Source organism: Paenibacillus sp. FSL H3-0457 (assembly GCF_037981725.1).
Taxonomy (GTDB): domain Bacteria; phylum Bacillota; class Bacilli; order Paenibacillales; family Paenibacillaceae; genus Paenibacillus; species Paenibacillus amylolyticus.
Genome location: NZ_CP150283.1, coordinates 6,092,921 through 6,115,363 on the forward strand (window position 1 = coordinate 6,092,921; position 22,443 = coordinate 6,115,363).

At 54.3% G+C, this 22,443-nt stretch carries 5 protein-coding genes; all 5 read right to left on the bottom strand.

Translation table 11 applies throughout. The annotated features are described in order from the left end of the window. Positions 1–15: 15 nt before the first annotated feature. The 5 genes from MHH25_RS26910 to MHH25_RS26930 all read right to left on the bottom strand — a co-directional run bounded on the left by MHH25_RS26910 (position 16) and on the right by MHH25_RS26930 (position 22,300). The gene (locus MHH25_RS26910) at positions 16–1,749 is read right to left on the bottom strand and encodes an ABC transporter ATP-binding protein (RefSeq protein ID WP_036606743.1); all 1,734 of its coding nucleotides are present in this window, start codon (positions 1,747–1,749) and stop codon (positions 16–18) included. Beyond that, a complete protein-coding gene (locus MHH25_RS26915; protein WP_036606741.1) occupies positions 1,746–3,572 on the bottom strand; it encodes an ABC transporter ATP-binding protein in 1,827 nt (608 codons plus the stop codon). The genes MHH25_RS26910 and MHH25_RS26915 overlap by 4 nt, the downstream gene beginning before the upstream one ends. Further along, positions 3,562–6,840 carry a non-ribosomal peptide synthetase gene (locus MHH25_RS26920; RefSeq protein ID WP_036606739.1) on the bottom strand — a complete coding sequence of 1,093 codons (3,279 nt, stop codon included), beginning with the start codon at positions 6,838–6,840 and terminating at the stop codon, positions 3,562–3,564. The genes MHH25_RS26915 and MHH25_RS26920 overlap by 11 nt, the downstream gene beginning before the upstream one ends. 165 nt (positions 6,841–7,005) lie before the next feature. Next, positions 7,006–21,969 carry an amino acid adenylation domain-containing protein gene (locus tag MHH25_RS26925; protein WP_340018592.1) on the bottom strand — a complete coding sequence of 4,988 codons (14,964 nt, stop codon included), beginning with the start codon at positions 21,967–21,969 and terminating at the stop codon, positions 7,006–7,008. Between the two features lie 208 nt (positions 21,970–22,177). Further along, a complete protein-coding gene (locus MHH25_RS26930; protein ID WP_256721367.1) occupies positions 22,178–22,300 on the bottom strand; it encodes a hypothetical protein in 123 nt (40 codons plus the stop codon). Between the last annotated feature and the right edge of the window lie 143 nt (positions 22,301–22,443).

The window sequence follows — 22,443 nt, forward strand, 5'->3', positions numbered from 1 at the left end:
CGCCGAAAAGCGAGTCTAGCCGTACAGCCGCGCGTAGTAACCTCCGAGCGCCAGCAGTTCCTGATGGCGGCCCCGTTCCACGACCGTTCCTTGATTCATGACCGTAATCAAATCCGCATGTTCCACAGTGCTGAGACGGTGGGCAATCAGAATGGTGGTGCGCCCCTTCATCAATACGTTCAGAGCTTGCTGTACCCAATGCTGGGATTCGTTATCCAATGCAGAAGTCGCTTCGTCCAGCAGTAGAATCGGGGCGTTTTTGAGAATCGCCCGGGCGATCGCAATTCGCTGCCTTTGTCCACCTGACAATGACGCTCCCCTCTCTCCCACCGGCGTTTTATACTGTTCAGGAAGTTCCTGAATAAAATGGTGAGCGTACGCCGCTTTGGCCGCTTCCACCACTTCTTCATCCGTTGCATCCGGGTTGCCATAGCGGATATTTTCCTCAATCGTGCCGGTAAACAAAAACGGTTCCTGCGGAACGTATGCAATCTGCCTGCGGATTTCTTCCAGCGTGTAATGGCCGAAAGGTTTACCCTGAAGCAGGATATCTCCGCTGTCCACAGGATAAAAGCCGAGCAACAGCTTAATCAGCGTACTTTTACCGCTGCCGCTGGCTCCTACAATCGCAGCGACCTGACCAGGAAACACTTGCATGGACATGTCGACAAGTACCTTTTTATCCGCCTGATAGGAAAATTCCACATCGCGAAACTCCACCGCAGCCTCCGATACAAGCTCGCTACGAGAAGATCCCAAACGCTCCGGTTCCTCTTCCTCACTTAGTACCTCTTGAATCCGGTGAGCGCCCGCGAGCGAATTTTGGGTCATCGACAGAACCATCCCCAGGTTCAACAAGGCGTGCGTCAGATTCACTTGCAAAACTGCCAGAGCGGCGACACTTCCCATTCCCATCAATCCGTAAGCATAAAGAAGACTGCCGATGACGATGATGCCGCAGAACGTGACATAGCTGATAAAATGGTTCACCGCAGCCTGCATACCGTTCTTTTTCGCCGTTTGCCGAAGCGTTTGCGTCATTTGCTCGTTCAACGCCTCGTACTGGCCGTAAATCGTGCGGATGCGAAACAGCTTCACAATTTGAATGCCGCCCATAAAATCTTTAAATTTTTCGGTCATTTTACCGAGCGTACGCAAGCCTTGCTCGGACAAAGCGCGGATATCCCGTGCAAATTTCAGGCTGACCAGAGAAGACAGCAGCAGAATGACGAAGGATACGCCAGCAAACCGCCAATCGATCACCGCCATAGAGACAATGGAGCCGATGCAGAAGACAACTTGAAGCAGCAAAACGAAGTAAACCTGCGAGAATGTAAACTCAACGGTCGTTACATCGTTGTTCACTCGCGACAGCAAGTCCCCATGATGGTTCTGCTCCAGGAATCTCGGCCGCACCCGGCACAGCTTGTCATAAAGACGTTTGCGGATATTCAGCACAGTCAGCTCGACACTGCGCTGGTATAAGTAAATGAACCAGGGAGAAATTATATTTTCCAGGAACAGGGCCGCGCCCAAAATAACAAAAGCTTCTACCATCAGGGACGTATCTCGGGACACGGCGAAATCAACCAAGTTATGTACGACCAAGCTGAAGGCGATCAGAAACAATGTCTGGGTGAGCGCCGTTACAGCAAGGCCAATCGCGTACTGGGTTTTGCGCTTGCGGTTCATAAACGTCAGCAAGTAGCCGAGTTCTTTCACTTGTGATAGCCTTCCGCCCTTTTTCATGTGTACGACACCTCCCTGCGTTCGGCAGACTCGGTAAACTCCTGGTAATACGACTGGGCGTACAGTCCCTTCCTCTCGAGCAATTGTTCATGAGTGCCCTTTTCGACAATACTTCCTTGTTCCATAACCCAAATTTCATCGGCGTTTTGTACCGTAGAAAGCCGGTGGGCAATAACCATGGTCGTTCTCTGCTTCATCAATACGCCCAACGCTTCCTGAACCGCGCTTTCCGACTCCGGATCAAGTGCCGATGTGGGCTCGTCCAACAGCAGAACGGGAGCATCCTTCAGAAACGCCCGAGCCATTGCAATGCGCTGGCGTTGCCCACCGGACAAAAACCCGCCGCGCTCTCCGACATACGTCTGGTAACCGTCCTCAAGCTGCATAATGAAAGAATGAGCCTGAGCGGCTTTGGCGGCTTCGATAATCTCGTCCATCGACGCTTCTTGCCGCCCATAGCCGATATTTTCGGCGATCGTACCGCTAAACAAATATGAATCTTGGGTTACCACGGAAAAATGCGACCGAAGCTGCTCCGGATCTGCACCGTGGATCAGGCTTCCGAACACGCGGATCTCGCCCTGATCCTCCGGAAGTGGATAAAAGCCGCATACCAGCTTAAACACCGTACTCTTCCCTCCGCCGCTCGCTCCGACAAGTGCAATCGTCTTGCCTTCCGGCACCGAGAAGCTAACATTCCGCAGAATCGGGGAACTCTCTTCATACCCGAAGGTTACGTTCTGAAACTGGATGGGGGCGGCGCTCGCTTTTGGAAGCAAACGGCCATTTTCCGTTTCGGTCGGCTGCTCGACGATTTCGGAGACCCTTCTCAGGGCACCGGTCATTTCGAACGTGCGCGTGATGAGCTCGGGAATATGCTCCAGCGGCTCCAGACACAGATTAAGCAAGTACAGGAAGGCGATCAGTTCTCCCGCGCCTAGCTGCCCGTTGTAGATCAAATAGCTTCCGTAACTGACGGCGAAAATGATCGGGCTAATCATCAGCGTAGAAAGCAGCGGGTTGACCCAGGCTTCCCGCTTTTTCACGGCCAGCTTTTTTTGAGCTGTCAATTGCAACAGCACTTGGTAGGAGCGAGATAACATACCGGATAGCAGGTAGCTTTTTACAATAGGCATCCCCCCAAGCGTATCCTGGAGGTTGACGTTCATTCGGCCCATGTTCGCCTGGGCTTCCTCCGTCAACTGTTCCAACTGCTTGCCGATCCATTGGGAAACCAGCAGTGCTACGGGAAATAACAGCAGGCTGTACAGCATCAGCTCCCATTGGAGATACATCAAATAAGCGAAACAGCCGATAAATAATAGCGGATGATAAAACCACTGGGCGAGGTCCCGAATCATAAATTGCTGGATGAGCTGCAGATCGTTGTTGATCCGCGACAACACGTCGCCGGAGTGCTGCTTTTCCAAATAGGGGACCGGGAGTTTGCCGATATGACGCATGACATGGTTGCGGATATCCTGCACCGCAGAGGCACTGCTTCGCTCCACACCAAAGCTCATGAAAAACTTCGCCGGCACACCGATCAAGATGACCACAAAGACCGTGTACACGATCTGCAGAACGATAGGCCCCGCCCCATTCTCGGCCTGTGTGGTCAGCTGCTCGACCAGACGTCCCGTCCATATCTCAATAACCGCGGCGGCAATTGCGGACAGGATACCGACGATCATCCAGCCTTTGTGACGGCTTACATAGGACATCAGCCAGCGGAACGCTTTCCAGGTGGCATAAGCGGTTCGGCGCTTGGAAGGCGCCGCTGTGCCTTGTCCTTGAACAGACGTCTGCTGGTCAGCTCCCATGCAGGACCCCTGCCTCCGCTTCGATCTGCTGCTTGATTTGCACTAAGATGTCACGGATGACAACGGCCGTTTCGTCCACGCGCGCGAGTTCCAGTAACTCCTCGTGTGCGCCCTCCAGCCGGTAATCGGCGTAAGCTTGCGTCGTTGCCCTCTGCCAAGACGGCAACTGGTGCTCCAGGCGGAACGCTTCACTGTCCTTCGCAATCAGTTCGTAAATCCGGGCAGTTATCGTTCCTGAATTAATAAGCTGCGCTTCGTACGTCAATGTGGCTTTGATCTTCCGATGAACACGCTCCCGTACGAGCGGATTGCTCATTAATTCCTTCTCTTCTTCGTCGAAATCCGCAAGCATCTCTTCAAGCTCTTTCTCAGACGTTTCATAAGGTGTGAGTGTGTCCTTAATCCACGAGTCCACCATGAGCATGTCCGTTACGGAGTACCCTCTTCTTTCCATCGATTTGGCTACCTCGAACGTCAGGTTGCCTCCGAAGCAGTAACCGAGCAACACGTAAGGTCCTTCAGGCTGGATACGAACAATCTCATCCACATAACGGTTCAGCATGGCCTCGTAATCGATGACATCGTCGATAAAATCAATGCCGTAAAGCACGAATCGGCCGTCTAGTCTGCTTGCAAGCTCTCGGTAACCGATGCCGAAGCCGCTGCCTGGAGGGAAGCAGAACACGTTCAGATCCCCTGTTTTATTTAGCTTAATGAAGGAGTCTCCCCCTTTATCCAGACCCAGATCCTCCTCTCCAAAAGCCATGGCTTCAACGGTTACATGATGGAATTGGCGATTCAGCGGTATCTCGATGCCCGTTTCATCGTAAACGGCTTGAACGAGCCTAATCAGACTTAAGGAATTGCCTCCCAGCTCAAAAAAGTTATCCTTTACGCCAACCTGTGAAATGCCAAGTGTATCCTGCCAGACACGGGCGATCTTCATCTCGAGCAGCGTTCTCGGCGCGACATATTCCGTTCCTCCAGTGGGGGCTTCCTCTGGCGCGGGTAGCGCTTTGCGGTCGATTTTCCCGTTCGGGGTCAGCGGCATCCGCGAAAGCTGCACGAGGTACGAAGGAATCATATATCCTGGAAGCTGCTTGGCGAGCTGCTCCTTGAGTTCATGCGCCGCCAGCCTCGTTTCCGCAACGTAATAAGCGACAAGCTGCTTATGGCCGTTCGCGTCGTCGCGGGCGAGCACCACCGTTTCTTGCATGGCGGCGATCTTCAGCAGCTGCTCTTCAATCTCGCCGATTTCGATCCGGTAGCCGCGGATTTTCACCTGATGATCGATCCGCCCCCGGTATTCGATGTTGCCGTCCGGCAGCCAGCGGGCGAGATCTCCCGTCCGGTAAAGGCGTTCTCCCGGCGCAAACGGATGTTCCACAAATTTCTCTGCCGTCAGCTCCGGTTGGTTCAGGTAACCTCTCGCAAGCCCCACGCCTGCCACGCACAGCTCTCCGTCCACTCCAGGAGGCACAAGCTGCAGGTGGGCATCCAAAATGAAAATCCGGTGATTGGACAGCGGGCGCCCGATCGGAATAACTCTGCGCTCTGGCTGCTGCTCAACCGCATCCCAAAGCGTTGTAACAATCGAAGCTTCGGTAGGCCCGTAAGCATTGAAATAGTGGACCTTCTCCTTCCACTGCTGCACAAATTCGGCCGATACCGCCGAACCTCCCGTTACAAGCTTCGTTAAGCTGGGAAGGCGGTCCGGGTTCAAATATGCGCTGTACGTCGGAGGCAAAATCGCCGCCGTAATCGCATGCTCGTTCATATAACTCTCGAACAGGCGGTTGTCGAGAATCGTCTCGGCCGTCGGGATGTACAAAGTCGCGCCAAAATAGAGCGCTTTGAACACTTCCCAGCAGGACGCGTCGAATGACAGGCTGGCGAATTGAACGATCCGGTCATGCTCCGTGATGCCCAGCCTGTCCGCGAACATCAGCTTCAAACTGACCAAACCACGATGCTCCAGCATGACCCCTTTGGGTTTGCCCGTCGTACCTGATGTATAGATGACATAAGCCAGATCATTCGGACCGCTGGCCGGCTCCAGATTCGAAGCATCCAGCACACCAGTGGATTCCGCCCCGCTATCGCCCCAAACAAAATCGTCTAATTCAAGGCGTGTTCCTTCAAAGTCGGTTTTCTCGTGCAGATGTTTTTGAGTCAGCAATAACGGTGCACCTGAATCCTCGATCATGAAGCGGATGCGCTCCTCCGGGTAGTCGGGATCGACAGGCACGAAGGCTCCACCCGCTTTAAGAATTGCCAGAATGCCGACGACCATATCAAGCGAGCGTTCGACCAGAATCGCTACCAGCTGGTCTGCTTCTACTCCTTTTTCCCGCAGCTTCCGCGCAAGGCGGTTGGATCGCTCGTTCAGCTCGCGGTAGGTCAATTGCCGCTCGTTCATGACGACGGCCACGTTATCCGGGCGATGCTCCGCCTGTTCTTCGAACAAGCCATGAATCGTTTTTCCCCGCTCGAACTCGGTTTCGGTGTCATTAAATCCCTTGAGCAGCATCTCCCTCTCGACTGGGAACAGCATATCGACTTGTCCAAGCTCCAGATCTGGCTGAAATAAAAGCATGGACAGCAACCGAACAAGATGGTCGGCCGCCTGCTCCATAAATGCCCGCTCGTACCGCTGTCCGTCAAAGCTTATTTCCAGCTCGATGGAGTGGTTTTGGCGGTCGAAGCGAAAAACGGTATCAGCCGCCACACGGTTACCCAGCGGTCCCGGATGAATCGGGGCGAAGGATGCGATGGTGTTGACGACCGGGAGGCCATGCCCCGTATAGTCCAGATGGAGCGGCTCCACCATTTTTCGAAAAGGCAGGTGCTGATGCTCCAGCGCCTCGCCGATGGAGCCTTTGATGCCCCCAAGCAGCGTTTTCAGCGTAGTCTGGCTGCTTACCGATGTCTTGATCACCAAGATGTCATGCGGCGGCGTCTCGCCCTGGTCTGCGCTATACGAAGGCATGCCGACCAGCACTTGGTCCCGCCCGGTATATTTGAACAGCAGGCTTTTGACTCCTGCCAAAACAATCATGTACAGAGCCAAATCCGAACCGCTGGCGAGGCCAATGATTCTCTCCGAGAGTTCGCTCGGCAGAGTACGGTGAAGCAAGTCCGGCTCTGCCGCAGATTCCCCGCCCTCGAATAATTTGGAGGATTGACTGTATGGAAGGAAGCTCAGGCTATCATCTGCGTCAAACTTGCCGCTCCAGTACCGTTCTTCCTTTTCAAATAAAGATTTCATTCGTACCTCCCCTAAAAATGAAGTGACCGCATACCCCGACGCAGGTCCGAAAGAGCTTGCTTTCGGCCTGCGCGTTTACGGGCTTGATTTACGGACTAGCAAGTTGTTCGCCGTCTTTCTTGGGATGCGCACCACTTTCGGTTACGGCGGAGCGCGCTTGTCTTATTAGAACGCGAATTCGATCGTATCGACGGCACTCTTTGCGCCTGCCGCCGGTTTATGACATTCAATTCGGCTTAGCTCGAGTTGTGGATTTTCCGCAATTTGAGACAGTACCCGCAGGTAATCCTCAGTCAAGGTGCGGATCATCGTTTCTTTAAACAGCTTGGTGGCGTAGAAGAAGCCCCCGCTCAACGCCCCTTCGTTTTCATACATAAACAGCGTCAGATCAAACTTCGCTTCTTCCAATGGGTCAAGCTCGTAATTCTTCAGGCTGACCCCTTCCAGTTCGGCGTCTCGTTCTTCGATATTTTGCAAGTCGAAAACGGCATCGAACAGCGGGAAGCGGCCCGGCTCCCGTTTCACATTCAAACGCTCCACGAGATCCTCGAATGGATAATCCTGATTCTCAAAAGCACCCAAAGCCGTTTCCTTCACTTCTTCCAGGTAGGACAAGAACGTTTTGTCGCCAGACGGACGATTGCGGAGCGCCAGCGTATTAACAAACATGCCGATGACCGGCTCCAAATCGGCGTTAGTTCTTCCAGCCACCGGGGTACCCACGATCAAGTCCTCCTGACCGCTGTACTTGGACAGCAACACAGTATAAGCCGCAAGCAGCACCATGAACAGTGTGCTTTCACACTCGGCAGCCAATTCGCGCAACCGCGCAGAGAGAGAAGCTTCGACGTCGAACTCCACATGCGCGCCTTCGTAGCTACGAACGGCAGACCGTTCGTAGTCCATCGGCAGGTCCGCCGTGGGCAGCTCGCCTTCGAAGGTTTGCAGCCAGTACGCTTCCTGCCGCCCGATTCGCTCTCGGTGGGCCTTCGACTGCTGCCAAACGGCATAATCCTTGTAATGAATGCGCAGGGGTGGCAGCTGTTCTCCGGCGTAGAAACTCGAGAACTCCTCCATCACAATCGCCATCGATACGCCGTCGGACACGATATGGTGCATATCGAAAAGGAGAATACGCAGGTGCGGCTCCAACTCGATGACCCCGGCGCGCAGCAGCGGCGGTTGGCCGAGATCAAACGGACGAACGAAGTTGCGGACGATCTGCTCGATTTGATCTGAATCCTCTGTATCCGCTTGATGATGCTCGATAGCAAAATCGACCTGTGGGTATATCCGCTGAACCACTTCGCCCTTCATCATTTCAAAACCGGTGCGCAGCGATTCATGCCGTGTTATCAATTTTCGCAAGGCGGCTTCCAACCGGTCTAAATCAAACTCACCTTCCACCTGCACCAGTTCCGGCATGTTGTAAAGCTGATCTGCTCCATCCAGCGTGTGCTGAATGAACAGCCGTTTCTGCGCGGAGGACAGAGGGTAGTACTCTCTCTCTTCCGCTTGAGGAATGGCCTCATGCTCCCGCCGTTCCATCCGGGTGATCGCCTCGGCCATCGCCGCAATCGTTGAGTGACGGAATACGTCGCGCAGCGGCAGGTTGACGTTTAATTCCTTAAATATTTTGCCTGCCAGCGTCGTCGCCCGCAGGGAGTGACCGCCGATGTCGAAGAAGTTGTCGTGAACGCCAATCTGCTTCGCAAGCCCCAGCACCTCCTGCCAAATCACCGCTAGCTTCATTTCCAGCTCATTGCGCGGTGCGACATACTCTCTTCCACTTCCCGCTTCCCCTTCCGGCGCTGGCAGCGCCCTCCGGTCTATTTTCCCGTTCGGGGTCAGAGGCAGACGATCCAGCTCCACGAAGTACGACGGGATCATGTACCCAGGTAACTCCTGTGCCAGCGCGCTGCGCAGATCGTTCACTACCAGCTCAACTCCGGTATCCGGCGTGTAATATGCGCATAGCGCCTTCTGCCCGTTCGCGTCACTTCGAACCAGCACCACCGCTTCGCGCACACCTTTCACCCGCAGCAACTGCGACTCGATCTCCCCCGTCTCGATCCGGTAGCCCCGGATTTTTGCCTGGTTATCGATCCGGCCGATGAAGTCCACGTTGCCGTCTTCCATCCACCGCGCCAAGTCTCCCGTGCGATACAACCGCTCACCAGCGGTGAAAGGACTGTCTACAAACTTCTCTTCCGTCAGCTCTGGGCGGTTCAAGTACCCACGCGCCACACCGACTCCGCCGATAACCAATTCGCCCAGCACGCCGACTGGCACCGGGTTCAGATGTGCATCCACGATGTAAAACTTCGCATTCAGCCACGCTTTGCCGATTGGCACATGACCTGTCTGCGGCAGCTTCGCCAACTCCTCGTCATAGAAACTGGAGTCGATCGCCGCTTCCGTCACACCGTAAGCGTTAATGATGCGGAACAACGAGCCAAAGCGTTCCTGCAAGGTTCGGTAATCCGCCACACTGCAACTGTCCGAGCTTGTGATCAACAGCTCCATATCGCTTAACTTTAGCCCCTGCTCATGCACGTATTCCATAAACGGCACGATCAGCGCCGGTGTTGATTCGAAGATCGTCACTCGCTCCCGCTCTATCCAGTAGTGCAGACGAGAAGGATCGATCCGGTCGTCCTTCGGCACAATCACCATCGTGCCTCCGTTGTACAGCGTCCGGGCAATGTCGCCCACGAACACGTCAAACGAGAAGCTGGCGAGTTGCAGCAACCGCACCGGGAACTGATCTAATCGGTATTCCCGCCGGTAACCCGCCGCCGTGTTCACTAGGCTGCGGTGCTCGATCATCACACCTTTCGGCTTGCCCGTCGTTCCCGATGTGTAGATCACGTACGCCAGATCCTCTGGGCGGGCTTCATGGAAGCTGTCCATGCCAACAACATCAACATCATCCACAACATCCAGATGGTTCCGATCCGCACCGTTCACAGCCCCCGTTAGTTTGCCAGAGACCCGACTGGAAGCCATGTTGGAGCCTTGATCAAAGCACATCGGAGCATTTGCCCGATCTTCGCTGTACGACACTTCGTCGTCGAGGTACAGCACCGACATCAGCGCCAGCTCCTCTTCGCAGAGCCAGGCCTCGGCACGTTCTCGCAGCGGCGTTTGTGTCAGCAGTACCTTCGCTCCGCTGTCTTCGAGCATAAACCGCACGCGGTCCGCCGGATAATCCGGGTCGAGGGGTACATACGCGCCGCCTGCTTTCCAGACGGCCATCACGGCCACCAGCAAGTCCACCGAACGCTCGGCGAGAATGCCAACGATTGACTCCCGACCGATGCCATTTGCACGCAACGTGACCGCTAAGCGGTTCGCTCGCTCGTTCAGCTCCACATACGTTAGGCGGTTATTTTCATACACAACGGCCTCCGCTTCCGGCGTACACTCTGCCTGTTTCTCAAACAGACGGTGGAACGTAGCCGCAGGAGCCGCTTCTAGCTGCGCTGGATTAAACGCATTGAGAACTTGTTCTTTTTCCTCTGCTGTCAGCAAGTTCAGCTCGGCAATCTTCGCATCTGGACGGTTTACAATTGTCAGGAGCAACTGCTCGTAATGTTTTGCCAGCCGTTCAATCGTCTCCCTTTTGTAAAGAGCTGTCGCATATTCAAAGCTGTAATCCAAGCCGCCGTTCTCCTCGCCCACATCCAAGCTGATATCAAACTTCGCAGTATCAAGTACGCTCGGATAAGGAATCAGGCGAAGCCCTTCCAGCTCAAATTGCTCGTTCTCCGTATTCTGCATCGTAAACATCGTGTCGAACAGCGGATTACGGCTTAAGTCACGGGTGACTTGCACCTTGTCCACCAATTGTTCGAACGGATAGTTTTGATGCTCAAAGGCACGCAGAGTTGTTTCTTTGACTTCGTTCAGATATGACAGGAATGTTTTCTCCGAAGACGGATAACTGCGAATCGCCAGCGTGTTTAGGAAAATCCCGATCAACGGCTGCACATCTCCATGATTCCTTCCGGCAATCGGCGTACCAACGATTACGTCTTCCTGACCTGAATATTTATGCAAAAGCACGTTATACGCCGCAAGCAGCACCATAAACAGCGTCGTGGCCGTTTCCGAAGCCAGCTGTTTCAGGCCGCCGGTTTTTGAAGCGTCGAAGGAAAACTCCAGCGTTTGACCTTCGTAGCTCTGTACAGCCGGACGTGGATAGTCGGTCGGCATTTCCAGCACCGGAAGCTCGCCCTGGAACATGTCCAGCCAATACGCCCCCTGATGCTGAAGCCGTTCCTGCTGCTCCTGCGAATGCTGCCAAACGGTGTAGTCTTTGTACTGAATGCGCAGCGGCTCCAATTGCTCTCCACCATACAAACGCACGAATTCTTCAACAAAGATTTCCATTGAAACGCCGTCAGAAATAATATGATGCATGTCGTACATCAGAATATGGCGTTCCGGAGCCAGCTCAACAAGGCCTACCCTCAACAGCGGTGGCTTAGCCAAGTCAAACGGACGGACGAAACCGTGAACCACCGCTTCGACCTCTTGCTCATCCGCTTGATAGAACTCCACCGCAAAATTCACGTCCTGGTAAACCCGCTGTGATGCTTCTCCATCCACCATTTCAAACCCGGTGCGCAACATTTCATGCCGCGCCACGAGCTTACGGAACGTTTCTTCGAACCTTGCCCGGTCCAAAGCACCCTCCAGCAGCATCGCTTCCGGCATGTTGTAGCTAAGCTCCGCAACTTCCAGCTGATTTAGAATAAAGAGACGTTTTTGAGCAAAAGATTGCGGGTACACCTCTCGGACATCCGTCACCGGAATGGAAACAAATATCTGCTGATCCAGCCGAGAAATGGTGGTAGCCATGCTCTCGATCGTGGAATGGCGGAACACGTCGCGCAGTGGCAGATCCACGTTCAACTCTTTATGAATCTTGCTGACCAACGTTGTCGCTCGCAGGGAGTGGCCGCCGATGTCGAAGAAGTTGTCGTGAACACCAATCTCCTTCGCAAGCCCCAGCACCTCCTGCCAAATCGCCGCCAGCTTCGTTTCCAGCTCATTGCGCGGTGCGACGTACTCCGTTCCGCTTCCCGCTTCCCCTTCCGGCGCTGGCAGCACCTTCCGGTCTATCTTTCCGTTCGGTGTCAGAGGTAGACGATCCAGCTCCACAAAGTACGACGGGATCATGTACCCAGGCAACTCCTGTGCCAGCGCCCTGCGCAGATCGTTCACTACCAGCTCAACTCCGGTATCCGGCGTGTAATACGCGCATAGCGCCTTTTGCCCGTTCGCGTCACTTCGGACCAGCACCACCGCTTCGCGCACACCTTCCACCCGCAACAGCTGCGACTCGATCTCCCCCGTCTCGATCCGGTAGCCCCGGATTTTTGCCTGGTTGTCGATCCGGCCGATGAAGTCCACGTTGCCGTCTTCCATCCACCGCGCCAAGTCTCCCGTGCGATACAACCGCTCACCAGCGGTGAAAGGACTGTCTACAAACTTCTCTTCCGTCAGCTCTGGACGGTTCAAGTACCCACGTGCTACCCCAACTCCGCCGATAACCAATTCGCCCAGCACACCGACTGGAACAGGATTTAGATGTGCATCCACGATGTAAAACTTCGCATTCAGCCATGCTTTTCCGATTGGCACATGACCTGTCTGCGGCAGCTTCGCCAACTCCTCGTCATAGAAACTGGAGTCGATCGCTGCTTCCGTCACGCCGTAGGCGTTAATAATGCGGAACGATGAGCCAAAACGCTCCTGCAAGGTCCGGTAATCCGCCACACTGCAGCTGTCCGAGCTTGTGATGAGCAGCTCCATCCCGCTCAACTCCAGCCCTTGCTCGTGCACGTATTCCATAAACGGTACGATCAGTGCCGGTGTTGATTCAAAGATCGTCACTTGCTCCCGCTCTATCCAGTGGTGCAGGCGAGACGGATCAATCCGATCATCCTTCGGTACAATGACCATGGTGCCTCCGTTATACAACGTGCGTGCGATATCACCCACGAACACGTCAAACGAGAAGCTGGCGAGTTGCAGTAGCCGGACTGGGAACTGATCCAACCGGTATTCCCGCCGGTAGCCCGCTGCCGTGTTCACCAAGCTGCGGTGCTCAATCATTACACCCTTCGGCTTGCCTGTTGTCCCCGACGTGTAGATCACGTACGCTAGGTCCTCCGGACGAGCTTCATGGAAGCTGTCCAAGCCAGCAACCTTCAGATGACTCGGATCATCGCTGTTCACAGCACCCGTCAGCTCGCCGGAGACTTTACCGGAAACCATGCTGGAGCCAAGCGGTGCATTCTCCCGGTCTTCGCTGTATGACGTTTCGTCGTCGAGGTACAACACCTTTGCAAGTGCCAGTTCCTCTTGGCTGAGCCAAGCTTCAGCACGCTCTCTCAGCAACGTTTGTGTCAGCAGCACCTTCGCTCCGCTGTCTTCAAGCATAAACCGCACGCGGTCCGCCGGATAATCCGGGTCAAGCGGTACATATGCCCCGCCTGCTTTCCAAACGGCCAGCACGGCCACCAGCAGGTCCACCGAGCGCTCGGCGAGAATGCCAACAATCTCCTCCCGGCCGATTCCACTTGCGCGCAGCGTGGCCGCTAAGCCGTTCGCCCGTACGTTCAGCTCCGCATACGTCAGCCGAACGTTCTCGTAGACAACCGCTTCCGCTTCCGGTGTACGTTCCGCCTGTTCCTCGAACAGGCGGTGGAACGCGGCCTCCGGAGCCGCTTCCGGCTGCGCCGGGTTAAACGCGCCGAGAATTTGTTCTTTTTCCTCTTCCGTCAGCAAGTCCAACTCGGCAATCTTCGCATTCGGATGGCTTACAATCGCCGCAAGCAAATGTCCAAATTGAATCGACAGCCGCCGGATCGTGCTTTCTTTATAAAGAGCCGTTGCGAATTCAAAGTTGCACTCCAGTCCGCCATTTTCTTCCGTAACATCCACACTCAGGTCGAACTTGGCCATACCATATTCGCTAGGGTACGGGGACAATTTCAGCCCTTCCAGCTCAAACTCTGACTCCTCCAGGTTTTGCAGGGAGAACATCGTGTCAAACAGCGGGTTGCGGCTCAAATCCCGGCTAACCTGCACTTTATCGACGAGTTCTTCGAACGGATAATTCTGATGCTCGTAAGCGCCTAAAGTCGTTTCTTTCACTTCTTCCAAATACGACAGGAAGGTCTTCTCCGAAGCCGGATAATTGCGGATCGCCAGCGTGTTGACGAACATTCCGATCAAAGGCTGCGTGTCGCCGTGCGTTCTGCCCGCAATCGACGTTCCGACGATCAAATCGTCCTGACCTGTGTATTTATGCAAAAGCACGGTATATGCGGCAAGCAACACCATATATAGCGTCGTTCCTCTTTGAGCGGCCAGCTGTTTCAAGCCTTCGTTCGTTGCCTCGTCCAAGAAGGACGTCAGCGTATGTCCCTCATAGCTCTGTACAGCAGGACGCGGATAGTCCGTTGGCATTTCCAGAACCGGCATCTCGCCCCGGTAACGGTCCAGCCAGTAAGCTTCCTCGCGTTTCAATTGAATTTTTTGCTCGTCCGATTGCTGCCATACTGCATAGTCCTTGTACTGAATGTGCAAAGGCTCTAATGACTCACCGCCACACAGACGAACGAGTTCCTCAACGAACACGTCCATCGAAACCCCGTCGGAGATGATATGGTGCATGTCAAACATCAGTAAATAACGATCGGCGGCCAGCTCTACGAGCTCGGCACGCAGCAGCGGTGGCTTCGCCAAGTCGAAAGGTCGGATAAAAGCCTGCACGACTGCAGATGCTTCTTCCTCGTTCGCATGTCGCCACACGACGGAAAAATCAACGCTCTCGTAAATACGCTGTACCGCTTCGCCTTGCACGACCTCAAATCCGGTTCTCAACGTTTCATGACGTTGGATCAGTCCGCGGAAAGCTTTCTCCAGCAGGCTATGGTCAATTGATCCTTCGAGCAGCAGCACACCCGGCATGTTATAGCTCTGCTCGGCTCCTTCCAGCTGATTCAGGATAAACAGCCGCTTCTGAGCTGAGGAAAGTGGATAATACGCTCTTGCGCCTACCAGCGGAATCGACGAGAACGAATGTTCTTCAATCCGGGAGAGGGCGAGAGCCATCTGTTCGATCGTTGAGTAGCGGAATACGTCGCGCAGAGGCAACTCGACGTTCAACTCCTGATGCACCTTGCTCACCAGTGTCGTTGCCCGCAGGGAATGGCCGCCCAAGTCAAAGAAGTTGTCATGAACCCCGATACGCTCCAATCCAAGCACGCTTTTCCATATTTCAGCCAAGCTGGCTTCGAGCGGAGTCCGAGGCGGAGTATGTCCTTCGCCCGGTTGCAAGCTCTCCTCAGGTGCCGGGAGGGAGCGGCGGTCAACCTTGCCATTCGTCGTCAGCGGGAGACGCTCCAACTGGATCAGGTACGTCGGGATCATATAGGCCGGCAGTTCCTGAGACAGCACGCTCTTCAGCTCGGCCGCCGGAAGCTCACAGTCCGCTTCATAATAGGCGCAAAGCTGCTTTTCGCCGGACACGTTTTCCCGCGCAAATACTGTCGTTTTCCGAATTCCCTCCACTTTCTGAAGCTGAGCTTCGATCTCGCCCAGCTCTATGCGGAAGCCACGGATTTTCACTTGGTCGTCCGTTCGTCCCACATATTCAATCGTGCCGTCCGGTAGCCATTTCGCCAAATCCCCCGTCCGGTACATGCGCTCTCCTGACGTAAAAGGATTGTGCACAAATTTCTCCGCCGTCAGTTCCGGCCGGTTATTGTAGCCACGTACCAAACCTTCTCCGCCGACACATAGCTCCCCGACCACGCCGATCGGCAGCAGCTTATTCCGGCTGTCGACGATATACACCGTCGTATTGCTGATTGGTCGTCCGATAGGAACGGTAAGCGCCGACTCATCAACGAAGTCGACCGGAAGGTACGTGGTAAATATCGTGCTTTCCGTCGGTCCGTACACATGGTTGAGCCTACCCGCTCCAAGATGGGTGAGTGCTTTACGTACATGACCAACCGAGACACGCTCTCCTCCAAACAAAATCGCCCGGACATCCCGAAAACAATGGACGTTCACATCTACAAGCACGTTGAAGAAAGCCGTCGTAATAAACATGACCGATATGCGCTGGCGCTGGATGAGATCCGCCAGTAGACCAATTTCCAGCAACGTCTCGCGGGGAACCAGCACCAGCCGCGCCCCGTTGGTCAAAGCACCAAAAATATCGAAAATCGCTCCGTCGAACGAATAGCTCGAAAGCTGGAGGACATGATCGCGATTGGTGATGTGAATATAATTTGTATTTTGCACAACGCGCCCAATGTTGCGGTGCGAAACAAGGTTGCCTTTTGGCTTGCCCGTCGTGCCTGACGTATAGATCACGCAGGCCAGATCTGTCGCTTCAATCCCTTGATTTAGGTTTGTTCCGTCCTCGTGATAGAAGGACTCGTCATCCAGTAAAATCAACGAGTCCACACCCGCCAGGCGCTCGCGCAAGCGGCTTTGTGTCAGCATAACCTGCGCTCCTGAATCCTCTATCAAGAAACGGATACGCTCCTCTGGATATTCCGGGTCAATCGGTACGTAAGCGGCTCCGGCTTTGTGTGCTGCCAGTATACCTACAACCATTTCGATGGAACGCTCAGCCATAATGGCGACCAGACGTCCTTGGGATATCCCGTGGCTGCGCAAGGTACGGGCAAGGCGGTTGACACGTTCGTTCAGCTCCCGGTAAGTCATCTCTTGCTCATTCATGGAGATGGCGGCTGCATCCGGGATGTACTCCGCCTGCTCTTCGAACAATTGAATGAGCGTCTTCCCGCGCGGAAATTCCGTCGTGGTGTCGTTAAAACGTCCGAGAAGGTCGGCCTTTTCTGCCTCCGTCACAAGTTCCAGCTCGCCCACAGTAATTTCCGGGTTATCCGTTACCTGCTCCAGCAGATGCACGAGATGCCCCTTGAGCCGCTCAATGCTGTCTTTATCGAACACTTCGGCGTTAAAGTCGAATCGAATTTCGATCTCGGCTCCCGGCATTACAGTCACGTTGAAGTTATAGTTCGTCTGCTCCTCCATCTGAACGTCAGCAATTGTCAGGCCGCCGTGCTGCTGGTCCCCCGCCTGCTCCATCTGCTCGTCCACCGGATAGTTCTCGAAAGCGATGATATGGTTGATCAGATTCTGCTTTTGCACGCTGCGAGCTTGAATTTCATACAGCGGATAGTAATCATAACGCCCGGAATCCAGCGCCCTCTCTTGGAGCTTCGCCATCAGGTCGGCGAACACGGTGTCCACTTCGCTATTGACGCGGACCGGCACCGTATTGATGAACAGCCCGATCATAGACTCAATGCCCGGGATTTCCGCCGGTCTTCCGGCAACGACACTGCCGAATACGGCATCGTTTGTTCCGTTATATTTTTGCAGCATCACGCCCCAAACGGCTTGCAGCAGCGTATTGACTGTAACCAGGTGCTGTTTCGCCACCCGGTCCATCCGTTTGCTCAAGTCCTTGCCCAGTTCGACGGTGACGTGATCAGCCGTAAATCTGCCGCTCGGCGCTGGTTCCTTTTGCCCCGGAAGTACGGTTTGCCCTTCGTAGCCTGCCAGGAACGCCGTCCAATAGCCGGATGCTGCCTGATCGTCCTGTTTCTCCAACCATTCGATATAATCGCCATAATCCGATCCTTTACCTCCCGCTGGCTGCTTCCCAGAGGTCAGGGCCGAGTATATCTCAAACAACTCCTGCGTCAGCTGAGCCAGGCACCAGCCATCCATCAAAATATGTTGGAAACTCCACAGTACGTGATAACTTTGCTCTTCGGTGCGTAGAATCTTAAACCGAACGAGCGCATCATGTTCCATGTCGAAGCCACGAAGCTTGTCCTCCTCGGCCTTTTCATCCAAGTAAGCTTGTTTCTCGTGTACCTGCAAATGAAGCAGTTCTTCATATTCAAAGCCGACTGGCTTATCGCGGTATATGATTTGCAGCGGCTCGCCCGCTGGTCCATTCACAAAATTCGCCCGCAGCACCAGATGACGTTTTGCAAGCTCCATCCAGCTCCTCTCAAAAAGCTGGACGTCGAGCGCTCCCCGCATCGTAAACCGCGTCTGCTCAAAGTAAGCTGCCGTTTGCCGGTCAAGCGCGCTGTGGAACCACATACCCTTTTGCATCGGCGTCAGCGAGTAGATATTTTCGATTTCCCCGAGATGACTCGAGCGCTGGGCGATTTGCTCCAACTCTGGGATGGTCAAGCCTTTAAATTGCACGTCGCTTGGCGTCAATTCGGTGTTCTCTTTGCCTGCGCAGTGGGTAATGAGCTCTCGGAGACTTTGCTCAAGCCGCTGAGCGAAGGCTTCCATCGTTTCCTTGCGATACTGCTTCCGGCTGTAGCTGAGATCGAGCGATAAAGCACCGTCCAGCACCATACCGTTGATATCCAGCACAAAGCTGCGCGCCTGCCGGTCGCTAGCCGGGCTGCCACTCGAATAAGAAGATATGCCGATCTCGCCCTGGTTGACATCATCGTCGAACTGGCCGAGGTAGTTAAAATTAATTTCCGGCTCTGCGCCCCAAACCAAGCCATCCTCCGATTTCGAAAGATAGCGGCATATGCCGTACCCAAGCCCCTTGTTCGGAATGCGGCGCAAGTTTTCCTTGACCTGTTTAATCTGATAGGTCAAATCCCGGTCGGTTTCCGGCTCCAGGACGACCGGAAACTTGGTCGTAAACCAGCCAACTGTACGCGTGATGTCGATATCCGTTCCGATCGATTCACGTCCGTGTCCTTCGAGATTGATCCGCACCCGTTCGTGCCCCGTCCATTTGCGTAAGGCTATGCCAAGCGCCGTTACCAAAATATCATTCATTTCGGTGTTGAAGGCACGGTGAACCCGCTTCAGTAGCAGCTCCGTTTCTTCGGGAGCCAAACGGACAAACAGCGATTCGCTGTCCTGCTGCGTCGTAACGTCCGCCTCCGTATCCTTCGGCACGGCCGGAACCTCCATTTGATCCACGGCCTGCCAATAGGCCCGTTCCTTCTCCATCTCCGGGCTTTGCGCGTAAGCAGCCAACTGCTCGGACCAAGTGCGGTACGCATCTGTTTTCGCCGGGAAACGAATTTCTTCGCTTTTGCCAGTCTGCTCGTAACCTAGAGCGAAATCCTCCATTAAAATGCGCCAAGACACGCCATCTACCACAGCATGATGAACCCCGAGCAGCAAATGATCACCGTCCGCGCACTGGAACAGTCCCGCCTTCATGAGGGGCCCGTTCTCCAGATCGATGCCCGCTTGAATGTCCGTTGCCTTCGCTTCCACAGTCTGCGTGGGATTCTCCGCATCTTTGAAGTCGAACACGTCCAGCGTGAACATCTCGTCTTCCTGAATCGCGCGGTTCCGTGCGCTAAACCCTTGTTCCGTTTTGCGGAACACCATCCGTAAGGCGTCATGATGCTCGGCCAGCTTTTGCAACACCTGACGTACCATCTCTTCGTCGAAGCGTTCCTTCCGGTACAGCATCACCGACTGGTTGAAATGATGCGGGTCCGCAAAGGAGCTCTCGAAAAACCAATGCTGAATCGGCGTCAGCGCCGTTTCACCCGTAATTTCGCCTTGATCAATGGTACGTCCGATCGGTATCACATGCAGGCTAAGCTGTGAGATCGTCGGATATTTGAACAAATCCCGAATTTCCAGCTTGTACCCGGCTTGATGAAGCCGCGAAGATACTTGAATGGACTTGATCGAATCTCCGCCCAGCTCGAAGAAATGATCCGTTACCCCAACGCGATCGGCGTTCAATACCGCCTGCCACACATCGGCAAGTGTCCGCTCGGCTTCATTGCGTGGAGCTACGTACTCGCCGCCGGTCAGTGCGTTTCCTTCCGGTGCAGGCAAAGCCTTGCGGTCGATTTTGTCGTTCGGGGTGAGCGGCATCTGCGGAAGCTGAACAAAATGTGCCGGAATCATGTAATTCGGCAATTTTTGCGCCAGCGCGCTTCTCAGCTCGCCGAGCGTAAGAGGGAGACTAGCGACCAGGTAAGCGCACAGTTCTTGCCCACTTTTGCCTTCCCGCGCAATCACAATCGTCTCCTGCACCGAGTCGATCTTCAGAAGCTGCTCTTCAATCTCACCGACCTCGATTCGGAATCCACGGATTTTCACCTGATGGTCGATCCGGCCCAAATACTCCATATTACCGTCCGGCAGCCAGCGGGCGAGATCTCCTGTCCGGTAAAGGCGTTCTCCCGGCGCAAACGGATGTTCCACAAATTTCTCTGCCGTCAGCTCCGGCTGGTTCAGGTAACCTCTCGCAAGCCCCACGCCTGCAACGCACAGCTCGCCGTCCACTCCCGGAGGCACAAGTTGCAGGTGGGCATCCAAAATAAAAATCTGATGATTAGACAGCGGGCGCCCAATCGGAATGACTCTGCGCTCCGGCTGCTGCTCATCCGCATCCCAAAGCGTCGTAACAATCGAAGCTTCGGTAGGGCCGTAAGCATTGAAATAGTGAACCTTCGATTTCCACTGCTGCACGAATTCGGCCGATACCGCCGAACCTCCCGTTACAAGCTTTGTTAAGCTGGGAAGACGGTCCGGGTTCAAATGAGCGCTGTACGTCGGAGGCAAAATCGCCGCCGTAATCGCATGCTCGTTCATATAACTCTCGAACAGACGTGTGTCGAGAATTGTCTCGGCCGTCGGGATGTACAAAGCCGCGCCAAAATAGAGTGCTTTGAACACTTCCCAGCAGGATGCGTCGAAGGACAAGCTCGCAAATTGAACGATCCGGTCATGCTCCGTAATGCCCAGCCTGTCTGCGAACATCAACTTCAAGCTGACCAAACCACGATGCTCCAGCATGACCCCTTTGGGTTTGCCCGTTGTACCTGACGTATAAATGACATAAGCAAGATCATGTGGACCACTGGCCGCCTCCAGGTTCGAGCCATCGTCGCTATAGGCCTGCTTGTCATCTAGCGCCAATACGGTCCCTTCGAACGGGACTTGCTGTAACAGCTCTCTTTGAGTCAGCAGCAGCTGCGCGTTCGAGTTCTCCAGAATGTAGCGAATACGTTCTTCCGGGTACTCCGGGTCGATCGGCACGTAGGCACCGCCAGCTTTCAGAACCGCCAAAATGCCAATGACCGTCTCCAGCGATCTCCTAACCATCAAGCCTACCAACTGATTGGGCAGCACACCGACCGATCGTAGCGTACGCGCCAGCTGGTTCGCCCGTTCGTTCAACTCTGCGTATGAAAGCCGCTGCCCCTCAAAGACAACCGCCGTCGCCTCGGGCACACGCTTCGCTTGCTCCTCCACAAGCTGATGAATCGTCCGATCACGAGGATAGTCCTTCTCGGTATCGTTGAAGCTTTGTATTAATTGAAATTTTTCGTCCTCCGACAGCATGTCCGTTCGTACGATGTCCAGCTCCAACTCATGAAGCCCCACGGACAGTAGGCGATTCAGATGGCCGACGACCCGATCCATGAACTCGGAGTCATATAAGTGCTCGTTATATGACAGCGCTAGCTGTATCGTCCCGCCGGCTAAACTGAATTCAAAGGAACAGTCCGTGACCACGTTTTGCCCAATTTCGTCCAGATGCAACTCCTTAAGGGATACTAGCGTATGGACGAAGGGTATCCCTTCTGCATATTGCAGATCCAGCTTCTCCGTCATTTTCAAGAACGGAATATGTTGATGCTGAATGGCTTCCGGCAAGGAAGTCCTCAGTTCGCTCAGAAGCGTCTTAAAAGTTGCCCCCACCGAAAGCGAGTTTTTCAAAATGACCGTATGATTAACGGATCGACGCGTCTCCCCCTTTTTCGGCACAACCGGCATGCCAACCAGAATGTCTGAAGAACCTGTATATTTATGCAAGAGTGCCTGAACACCTGCGAGCAAAATCATAAAAGCAGCCAGCGGAGCACCCTTGCTCATTTGAAGGACCCGCTGCGCCGCTTCCTCCGAAAGCGAACCGCCAACGGTTTTCACATTGGGCACCAGGGAGTTTGGAGCTTTGCTGTAAGGCAACCGCGTCAAGGTATAATCGTCACTACCGAATTTTTCGTTCCAAAACAACGTTTCTTTTTCAAAAGCCATCTGGATCGTTCCCCTCTCTTCATCGGTAAAAGCAATCCGGCAGAGCATATGCCGAAGCAACGCTCCACTCCTTTTCAAACATCTGACAACAATATCAATGGCTTACGCCATGTCACCGCTTGGATTGCCCGGTTGATCGCATACGGCAATCCTCTGCCTAGCAGCTGTACCGCTCGGCTCCCATGCGTAAAGGACAACAAACATCGTTCTACGCAAGAGATGCGGCTACTTCGGACTCCTCTGCTTCAATAAGATTGCTGCGGACGAGCCACCCGAAGACGGGATTTGGTTTAACTTGGGGTTCGGAATTGGATTTGGGGATAGACGACAAGGAATGTTCCTCCTGTCGATGTAAGGCTTGCCGCAGGGTTCCGGCCGTCCAGCAGGAAGTCGATCGTACCTCCTGATTTGGTACCCGAGCTACCTTTGACGAAGCCTATGTTTAAGGGGTATTGATACACTCTATGTACGATT

Bases quoted from the DNA above. Each gene is read 5' to 3' on its own strand.
- MHH25_RS26910 (WP_036606743.1), bottom strand. From the start codon at position 1,749: ATGAAAAAGGGCGGAAGGCTATCACAAGTGAAAGAACTCGGCTACTTG.
- MHH25_RS26915 (WP_036606741.1), bottom strand. From the start codon at position 3,572: ATGGGAGCTGACCAGCAGACGTCTGTTCAAGGACAAGGCACAGCGGCG.
- MHH25_RS26920 (WP_036606739.1), bottom strand. From the start codon at position 6,840: ATGAAATCTTTATTTGAAAAGGAAGAACGGTACTGGAGCGGCAAGTTT.
- MHH25_RS26925 (WP_340018592.1), bottom strand. From the start codon at position 21,969: ATGGCTTTTGAAAAAGAAACGTTGTTTTGGAACGAAAAATTCGGTAGT.